General features: G+C 69.5%; 6 protein-coding genes and 1 pseudogene. 2 read left to right on the plus strand and 5 right to left on the minus strand.

The genetic code is table 11. The features are described 5' to 3' along the window. A partial coding sequence (locus E8A12_RS11740) for a DUF3617 family protein (protein WP_293368872.1) occupies positions 1 to 552 on the plus strand: 552 nt, incomplete at its 5' end. Positions 553 to 764: 212 nt separating this feature from the next. Here the strand turns inward: E8A12_RS11740 and E8A12_RS11745 are convergent. The 5 genes from E8A12_RS11745 to flgK all read right to left on the minus strand — a co-directional run bounded on the left by E8A12_RS11745 (position 765) and on the right by flgK (position 6,551). After that, positions 765 to 1,958 carry an acetyl-CoA C-acyltransferase gene (locus tag E8A12_RS11745; RefSeq protein WP_293368882.1) on the minus strand — a complete coding sequence of 398 codons (1,194 nt, stop codon included), beginning with the start codon at positions 1,956 to 1,958 and terminating at the stop codon, positions 765 to 767. 66 nt (positions 1,959 to 2,024) lie between these two features. Then, positions 2,025 to 2,210, minus strand: coding sequence for a hypothetical protein (locus E8A12_RS11750; protein WP_293368874.1), 186 nt, complete (start codon positions 2,208 to 2,210; stop codon positions 2,025 to 2,027). A gap of 37 nt (positions 2,211 to 2,247) precedes the next feature. After that, positions 2,248 to 3,420 (minus strand): tRNA 2-thiouridine(34) synthase MnmA, encoded by a 1,173-nt coding sequence (gene mnmA, locus E8A12_RS11755; protein WP_293368876.1) that lies wholly within the window; start codon positions 3,418 to 3,420, stop codon positions 2,248 to 2,250. Positions 3,421 to 3,467: 47 nt separating this feature from the next. Beyond that, the gene (locus E8A12_RS11760; protein ID WP_293368878.1) at positions 3,468 to 4,403 is read right to left on the minus strand and encodes a flagellin; all 936 of its coding nucleotides are present in this window, start codon (positions 4,401 to 4,403) and stop codon (positions 3,468 to 3,470) included. A 39-nt stretch (positions 4,404 to 4,442) separates the two neighbouring features. Beyond that, the gene (gene flgK / locus E8A12_RS11765) at positions 4,443 to 6,551 is read right to left on the minus strand and encodes a flagellar hook-associated protein FlgK (RefSeq protein WP_293368880.1); all 2,109 of its coding nucleotides are present in this window, start codon (positions 6,549 to 6,551) and stop codon (positions 4,443 to 4,445) included. Positions 6,552 to 6,962: 411 nt separating this feature from the next. Here flgK and E8A12_RS11770 point away from each other — a divergent pair. Then, a pseudogene (locus E8A12_RS11770) lies at positions 6,963 to 7,622 on the plus strand (hypothetical protein); the annotation flags it as partial.

Consider the following 7,622-nt stretch of genomic DNA (forward strand, 5'->3'; position numbering starts at 1 on the left):
CTCTGGGACAACAAGATCGACTCCCGCGGCGCCAAGCAGACGGTCAAGATGTGCCTCGACGCCACCGTCGACCAGAAGATGAAGTGGTGGGGCAGCCAGGTCGGGGGCAGGTCCAAGTCCGACTGCACGCACGAGACCGTCACGCCGCTTCCGGGCGGCGGCTGGCGCTTCCACGCGGTCTGCCACATGGGCGAGAGCGGGACGGTGACCTCGGACGGCCAGGCGACCGGCGACTTCTCCTCGCACTACAAGGTGGAGGTGAACTCCGTGACCGAGGGCTCGCCGATGGCCCAGGCCAACGGGGCCCACACCACGACGATCGAAGCCGACTGGCTGGGCCCCTGCCCGCCGGACATGAAGGCCGGCGACATGCAGGTGGGGAACTTCAAGTTCAACATGCTGGCAGGCGCTGACGCTGCGGCCTCGATGCAGGGCGATGCGGCGAAGGTGCGCGCAGAGGCCGCCGCGGGCCACGTGAACCCCGCCGACCTCGCCAAGCTCCGCGCCCAGGCCGAGGCGATGAAGAAGCAGATGAAGGACGTGCAGCAGTAGGGCCAACCTCCCCCGCGAAGCGGCGGGAGGGGGACCATCGGCCGAAGCGCCGATGGTGGAGGGGGCGAACCTCAAACTCGGCGGTACAGCCTGACGTCTATTGCTCTGTGGATCAGGCTTGCCCCTTTCCACCACTCGCTCTTCGCCCCGCTTACGCCCGGGGTCGGCGAGCGGTCCCCCTCCCGCCATTGCTGCCGCAATGGGGGAAGTCGCTACGCGAGCTCCACGGCCATGGCGGTGGCTTCGCCGCCGCCGATGCAGAGGGCGGCGACGCCGCGTTTGCCGCCGCGGGCTTCGAGGGCTGAGAGCAGGGTGGCGACGATGCGGGCGCCGGAGGCTCCGATGGGATGGCCCAGCGCGCAGGCGCCGCCATTGACGTTGAGCTTGGCGCGGTCGAGGCCGAGGTCGCGCTCGGCGATCATGGCGACCACGGCGAAGGCCTCGTTGACCTCGAAGAGGTCGACGTCGGCGACGCTCCAGCCAGCGCGCTTCAGGCACTTGCTGATGGCCGGCACGGGCGCGGTGGTGAAGAGGCCGGGCTCATGGGCGTGGGCGGCGTGAGCGGCGACGCGGGCGACGATGGTCATGCCGAGCTTCCGGGCGACGCTCTCGCGGGTCATCACCAGCGCCGCGGCGCCGTCGCTGATCGAAGACGCGTTGGCCGCGGTGATGCCGCCGTCCTTGGCGAAGGCGGGCTTCAGGGTGGGGATCTTGGCGGGATCGGCCTTGGCCGGCTGTTCGTCGGTGTCGATGAGCACCGCGCCCTTGCGGGTGACCACCTCGAAGGGGACGATCTCACGGGCGAAGGCCCCGCTCTCGCTGGCGGCCTTGGCTCGGGTCAGGGACGAGATGGCGAACTCGTCCATCGCTTCGCGGGTGAACTGGTAGGACTTGGCGGTCTCCTCGGCGAAGGAGCCCATCAGCCGGCCGGGTTCGTAGGCGTCCTCCAGGCCGTCCAGGTACATGCTGTCGTAGGACGTATCGTGGCCGATGCGGGCGCCGGCGCGGTGGTTCTTCAGCAGGTAGGGGGCATTGGTCATGCTCTCCATGCCGCCGGCCACGATGATGTCGGCGGAGCCGGCGGCCAGCGCGTCGTGGGCCATGATCGCGGCCTGCATGCCCGAGCCGCACATCTTGTTGACAGTTGTGGCCTCGACGGACTTCGGCAGGCCGGCGCCGATCGCCGCCTGGCGCGCCGGCGCCTGGCCGAGGCCGGCGGGCAGCACACAGCCCATGAAGATCTGCTCGACGGCGTCGGCCGGCGCCTTCGCGCGCTCCACCGCGGCGCGGACGGCGGCGGAGCCCAGCTCGGTGGCCTTCACGGGCGCGAACACCCCCTGGAAACCGCCCATGGGCGTGCGGGCGTAGGCGGCGATGACGACGGGGTCAGAGGCGGTACTGGTCATGGCCGGGATATAGGCGTCCCGAGCCATTCCGTCATCCTTCTCCCCGGGGAGAAGGATGCGAGGTTATCAGTGCTTGTGGGTCAGCCCCTTCAGAGTCTCGGCGAGCCGCGCTTCCTTGCCGACCTTGCCGCCCTGCTTGGCGGCGGCGTGGAGTTTGGCGGCGGGGATCTTCTCGTCCTTGGGCACGTGCAGGGCCTCGTGCAGCTTGCCTTTCTTCTCGGTCGCGCCGGCGATCCATTTCTTGGCGGGCATGGGCGTCTCTCCTTTGCGGGGAGAACACGCGAGCCGCTCAGAGGTTCGCGCGCACCGTGCCGGCGATGAAGCCGCCGCCGAGGACGCGGCTTTCGGCTTCCGGGGCGTAGAGGGCGCAGGCCTGGCCGGGGGCGACGCCTTCCTCGGGCGCGTCGAAGACCACGGCGGGCTGGCCGTCGATCAGGGCCAGGCGGCCGGGCGCGGGCTCGCGGGTGGAGCGCACGCGGGCCAGGACCGGCCGGCCCGGCGCGAACGCCTCGCCGTCGCCGACCCAGTTGGTCTCTTTCAGGGTCAGGCTATGGGTCAGCAGGGCCTCGCGGGGACCGACCACCACCTGGCGGCTGTCGGCGTCGATGCGGACCACGAACAGCGGGTCGCCCACGGCCACGTTCAGGCCTCGGCGCTGGCCGATGGTGTAGCGGGTGACGCCCTCGTGGCGGCCGAGCACGCGGCCGTCCAGGTGGACGATGTCGCCGGGCAGCGCGCCTTGCGGGCGCAGGCGGTCGATCACGGTGGTGTAGCGGCCTTCGGGCACGAAGCAGATGTCCTGGCTGTCCGGCTTGTCGGCCACGGCCAGGCCAAGCTCGGCGGCGGCGGCGCGCACGGCGGGCTTGGGCAGGGAGCCCAGCGGGAAGCGCAGATAGGCCAGCTGCTCGGCCGTGGTGGCGAACAGGAAGTAGGACTGGTCGCGGTTGGCGTCGGCGGCGCGGTGCAGCTCGGGGCCGCTCGCGCCCACCTCGCGGCGGACGTAGTGCCCCGTCGCCATGGCCTCGGCGCCTAGATCCCGCGCGACATCCAAGAGGTCGCGGAACTTGACGGTCTGGTTGCAGCGCACGCAGGGGATCGGCGTCTCGCCGCGCAGATAGGCGTCGGCGAAATCCTCCATCACCTGGTCGCGGAAGCGGCTCTCGTAGTCGAGGACGTAGTGCGGCACGCCGAGGCTCTCGGCGGCGGTGCGCGCGTCGTGGATGTCCTGGCCGGCGCAGCAGGCGCCCTTCTTCTGGATCGCCGCGCCATGGTCGTAGAGCTGCAGGGTGACGCCCACCACGTCATAGCCGGCGCGGGCCAGCAGGGCGGCGGTGACGGTCGAGTCGACACCGCCGGACATGGCGGCGACGATCCGGGCGCCCGCGGGCAGGCGAACGGCCTCGCGCGCGGCCTCGATCAGGCCGTCGCTGAGCTTTCCCGCGGTGAGGACCGGAGCGTTCATGGCGCCCATATAGCCATCCCGCCCGACAATGGGGAGGGTGGCGTGACTTAGGCGACCGGCAGGATCTGCAGCAGGGAGTCGCTCTGCAGGGCCTGCAGCACCTTGGCGGAGGCCTGCACGGCGAGCTGGGCGTTGGAGAGGTCGGTCGCCGCCTTGGCCATGTCGGCGTCGGTGATGTTGCCGATCATGCCGGTGAGCGAGGTCTGCTGGGTGGCCAGGCTGGTGGCCACCTGGGCGACCTGGGCCTGCACCATGCCGTTCTGCGCCGTCGCCGTCGTCAGGTTGGTGGCGATGCCCTGCCAGCTCTGCAGCTGGGTGGTCAGGAAGGCCTGCTGGGTGGCGTTCAGCGTGCCGGTCAGGGGGCCATTGGGGCCCTGGTCATAGGCCTCGATCGCCTGGAAGGCCTGCATCATCGGCGTCCCCAGGGTGCTGGCCAGCTGGCCGGTGGTGACCGTGGTGTTGTCGTCGAGCTTGGCGGTCACCTGGAGGTTGTCATTCTGGAAGAAGCTGGCGATCGGCGGGCCGGAGGTGAGGTCGCTGAGCTGAGTCGCGGTAACCGGCTGGGTGTTCACCTGGCCGCCGGCGAACAGGTACTTGCCGTCGTACTGGCTGTTGAGGCCGCTCGCCGCCGTCTGGAACTGGCTCTGCACCTCCTGCATCAGGGTGGTGCCGTCGCCGGCGGCCAGGGCGTCGGAGATCGACTGACCCACGGCCGTGGCGGCGCCCGCGACGCTGTTCAGCGCCGCATCCTGATTGTCGAGCTTGGCCGCTATGATGGTGTTCTGCGACTGGTAGTTGGTGATCCGGGCGTCGACCGACTGCATCGCGGTCAAGGTCTCGGCCTGGGTCGAATAGGACTTCAGGTCGGTGCCGTTGACGGTGGACGACACCTTGTTCGCCGCGGCGGTCTGCTGGCTCTCGGCGGCCATCAGGTTGGCCAGGATGGCCGAATAGTTGCCGGCGGTGGATGTGCGGTCGATCATGATCTGATCCTCTTAAGACGGGCCACTAACAGGATCTGGTTACTGGACGATGGTCAGCAGGGCGTCGAAGACGTCTTTCGTCGCCTGGATCATGCGGGCGTTGGCGGAATAGGCTTGCTGGTAGGTGGTCAGGTTGACGAGCTCCTCGTCGATATTGACCCCCTCGACCGACTGGAGCTTGGAATTCGCTTCGGACTGCACGGCGGTGGCGCTGGTGGACAGGCTGTCGGCGGTGGCCGCGTCGGTGCCGATTGAGCCGCTAAACGCCGCGCCGTAGGCGTCGGCGGTCATGCTGACGTTGCCGAGGTCGCCCGCGGCCTTGAACTGGAGGGTGTTGGAGCCGGCCTGGGAGAGCGCGAGCGCGCCGCTGCCATCGCCGGGCGCGACCGCCGACTGGCCCGCCGCCACGCTGAGGTTTAGCGAGCTGAACGGGATCTGGCTGGGGTTGTTGGTCAGCACCGGATTGACCTGATAGGTCCCCGCGCGCGCCGAGCGGGGGCCGGTACCCAGGCCGAACAGCGCGCTGATCGAGGGTCCGCCGACGCCGCGCTGGGTGGTGTCCTGGACCACCGACACCTGAGCGTTCTGGGGGGCGTTGCCGGTGAAGGTCAGGTCGCCCTGGGCGTCCAGGCTGAAGGCTCCGTAGAGGCCGACCCCGGTGGAGTTGTTGTTCAGGGCGTTGAGCAGGTCGCCCATGGTCGGATTGCTGGCCGGGGGCACCGTAACCGTCACCTGGCGCAGCGGCTTGCCGTCGGACCCCGAGATCTGCAGCGAGATCGTGCCCCCGGGGATGAAGCCGTTGGCGTCCGAGGCGGTCATCCCGGTGTCGTAGGTGGAAATCCCCGTCGAGGTGACGACGTCGTTCATCCCGAAGAACTGGGAGAAACCCTGGCCGGCCTTCTGGGACGTGCCCTCGTTGATCGCCACCCCGTTCGAACCGGTGGCCGCGATGGTCAGCGCGCCGTTGGAGAAGGTGGCCGAGCCGAAGGTCCCGAGGCTGGAGTTCAGCGTGCTGAGGAAGGTCGCGGGCGTGAAGCTGGTCGACACGCCGCCCACCGTCATGGTGCCGGCGCTGAAATCGATGGCGACGCTCTGCTGCACCACGCCGGCGGCGTTGGTGATCGCGACGGTGGACTGGCCGGTGAAGTTGCTGGCCGCCGTGGTGATGTCGAGGCCGGTGTTGCGGCCGGTCAGGGAGGCCGGCGGCGGCGAGGCCGTCGAGGCGTTGCTGGCGGCGTTCAGCGACTGGGCGGTGCGCGAGACATATTCGCCGAGCTGGTTGGAAAGCCCCGGCAGCGCGGTGTTGCGCAGGTCGAGCAGGCCCTTGATCTCGCCGCTGTTGATGGTGATCGGCTGAGCGCCCGAGGACGCGCCCGGCGTCATGGCGCTGATGTAGCCCGGTGTTGTGGCGCTCGAATTGTAGGTCAGGGTGGAGGCCCCACTGTCGCCTACAAGGGCGATGCCCTCGGTCGAGCGGATGTTCACGCCGCCCTGCGGGGTCTGGGTGACGTTGATGTTCATCAGCGACGACAGCTGGGTGACCAGCTGTTGTTCCTGGTTCTGCGAGCCGGTCACATCGCCGCCGTTCACCGAACCGCGGGCGATTTCGCTGTTGAGGCTGCTGATCTGACCGAGCAGCGTGTTCACCTGGCTGACGTCGCTGGTCGCCTGGCTGTCGACGCTGGTGCTGAGCGTACTGATCTGGGTGTTGATCCGGCTGGCGTTGCTCAGGAAATTGCCGACCGCGCTCAGCGCCTGGCCTTGCAGCAGGCTGGACGTCGGGTCGTTGGCGGCGCTGGCGAAGTCGGCCGAGATCGTGCTCGACAGGTTGAAGAAGGCGTCGGAGCTGGTCGGGTCGCCGAACAGGCCCTGGGCGTTGTCCATGAACTGGGAATAGACGCTGTAGCGGCTGGAGTCGGAGCCCGCCGTGAGGCTGGCCGACTGCAGGTACTGATTGGTGACGCGCTGGACGCCGGTGACATCGACGCCCTGGCCGCTGCCGCCGACGACCGCCTGCTGCTGGGTGATGGTCTTGCGGGTGTAGCCGGGCGTGTTGACGTTCGCGATGTTGTCGGAGATCGCGTTGAGGGCGGCCTGGGCCGCCTGGAGGCCCGAGGTCGCGTTCTGCAGGGCGTTTGAAATGGCCATGCTTTAGGTCTCCGCCCGGCAAAGGCTGACGCGCGGCTCGGCGGTTTCTGCCGGGATGGGATGGAACGCCCACGCGTAGGGCCGGAAAATATTGTTTGTTTTCAACATTGACCCCTCCTGGGGCCGGTGAGTTCGCTTGGTTAACCGCAAGACCGGCGCCAGTTCGGGGTCCGCGGCGGCGGCCATGCCAGACGCCGCCTGGCCGGGGCGGCAGGAAACGCCCCATCCGACGCCGAACAGCCCGGCAATTTCCGCTCCACGGCCTCTCGGCGGCGCCCCGTCAGAGGTAACATTATCCCTGTGAAAACAACGAATTGCCGAGTTGGCGCAAAGGTTGCTCCAGGACGTTCGAATGATCCCCGGCGCAGCAGGCGTCCGACCATCCCTCCCGTGCCAAGGCGTCCGAAGCGTATGTCCGCTGCTGCGATCAATCCCGCCCCATCCATCGTGCCCGGCCCGAGCGCCGCGGCAGGCGCCGGCGCGAGCAGTGGCGCGCAGGGGGGCGCCCACGTGCAGGGCCTGCCCGCGGCGTTCGAAGCCATGCTGGCGACGATCTCCAGTGCGGAGCCGAAGACAGGCGACATTGCGGCGACCGCCGCCAAGTCGGCCGGCAAATCCACCGTCGGCGACGCCAAGACAGTCAAGACGGCGAACGACGCCAAGGCAGTCAAGACGGCGAGCGACGACGGCAAGGACAAAACCGCCGGCGACGGCCAGACGACCACCGCCGCCACCGCTGCGCCGACGGACGCCGGCCAGGCCCTGGCCGCGGCTGCAGCCGCGGTCGCCACCACCCAGGCCCAGACCCAGACGGTCCAGACGCTGCAGAGCGCCGACGCCGGCGAGACCGCCGTCGCCGCGGCCGCGGTGGGCGCGGGCAAGTCCGCCGGTCTCCAGACCGCCGCCGACGCCCTCGCTCAGGCCGCGGACAGCGAGACCTCGACCAAGGGCGTCGCGGACCCCGACGCCGCCAAGACTGCCGCCGACGCCGCCCAAGCCACCGCGGCGGATGGCGCAGGCGTCAAGGCGTCGGCGACCGCGCCCTCGCAACCGACGCCGGCAACGGTCGCG

Origin of the sequence: Phenylobacterium sp. (assembly GCF_004799395.1) — a bacterium.
Taxonomy (GTDB): Bacteria; Pseudomonadota; Alphaproteobacteria; order Caulobacterales; family Caulobacteraceae; genus Phenylobacterium.

What these genes read in the sequence shown, in the direction of transcription:
- E8A12_RS11760 (WP_293368878.1), bottom strand. Translation starts at nt 4,403, where the DNA reads ATGATCGACCGCACATCCACCGCCGGCAACTATTCGGCCATCCTGGCC.
- flgK (WP_293368880.1), bottom strand. Translation starts at nt 6,551, where the DNA reads ATGGCCATTTCAAACGCCCTGCAGAACGCGACCTCGGGCCTCCAGGCG.
- E8A12_RS11750 (WP_293368874.1), bottom strand. Translation starts at nt 2,210, where the DNA reads ATGCCCGCCAAGAAATGGATCGCCGGCGCGACCGAGAAGAAAGGCAAG.
- mnmA (WP_293368876.1), bottom strand. Translation starts at nt 3,420, where the DNA reads ATGAACGCTCCGGTCCTCACCGCGGGAAAGCTCAGCGACGGCCTGATC.
- E8A12_RS11745 (WP_293368882.1), bottom strand. Translation starts at nt 1,958, where the DNA reads ATGACCAGTACCGCCTCTGACCCCGTCGTCATCGCCGCCTACGCCCGC.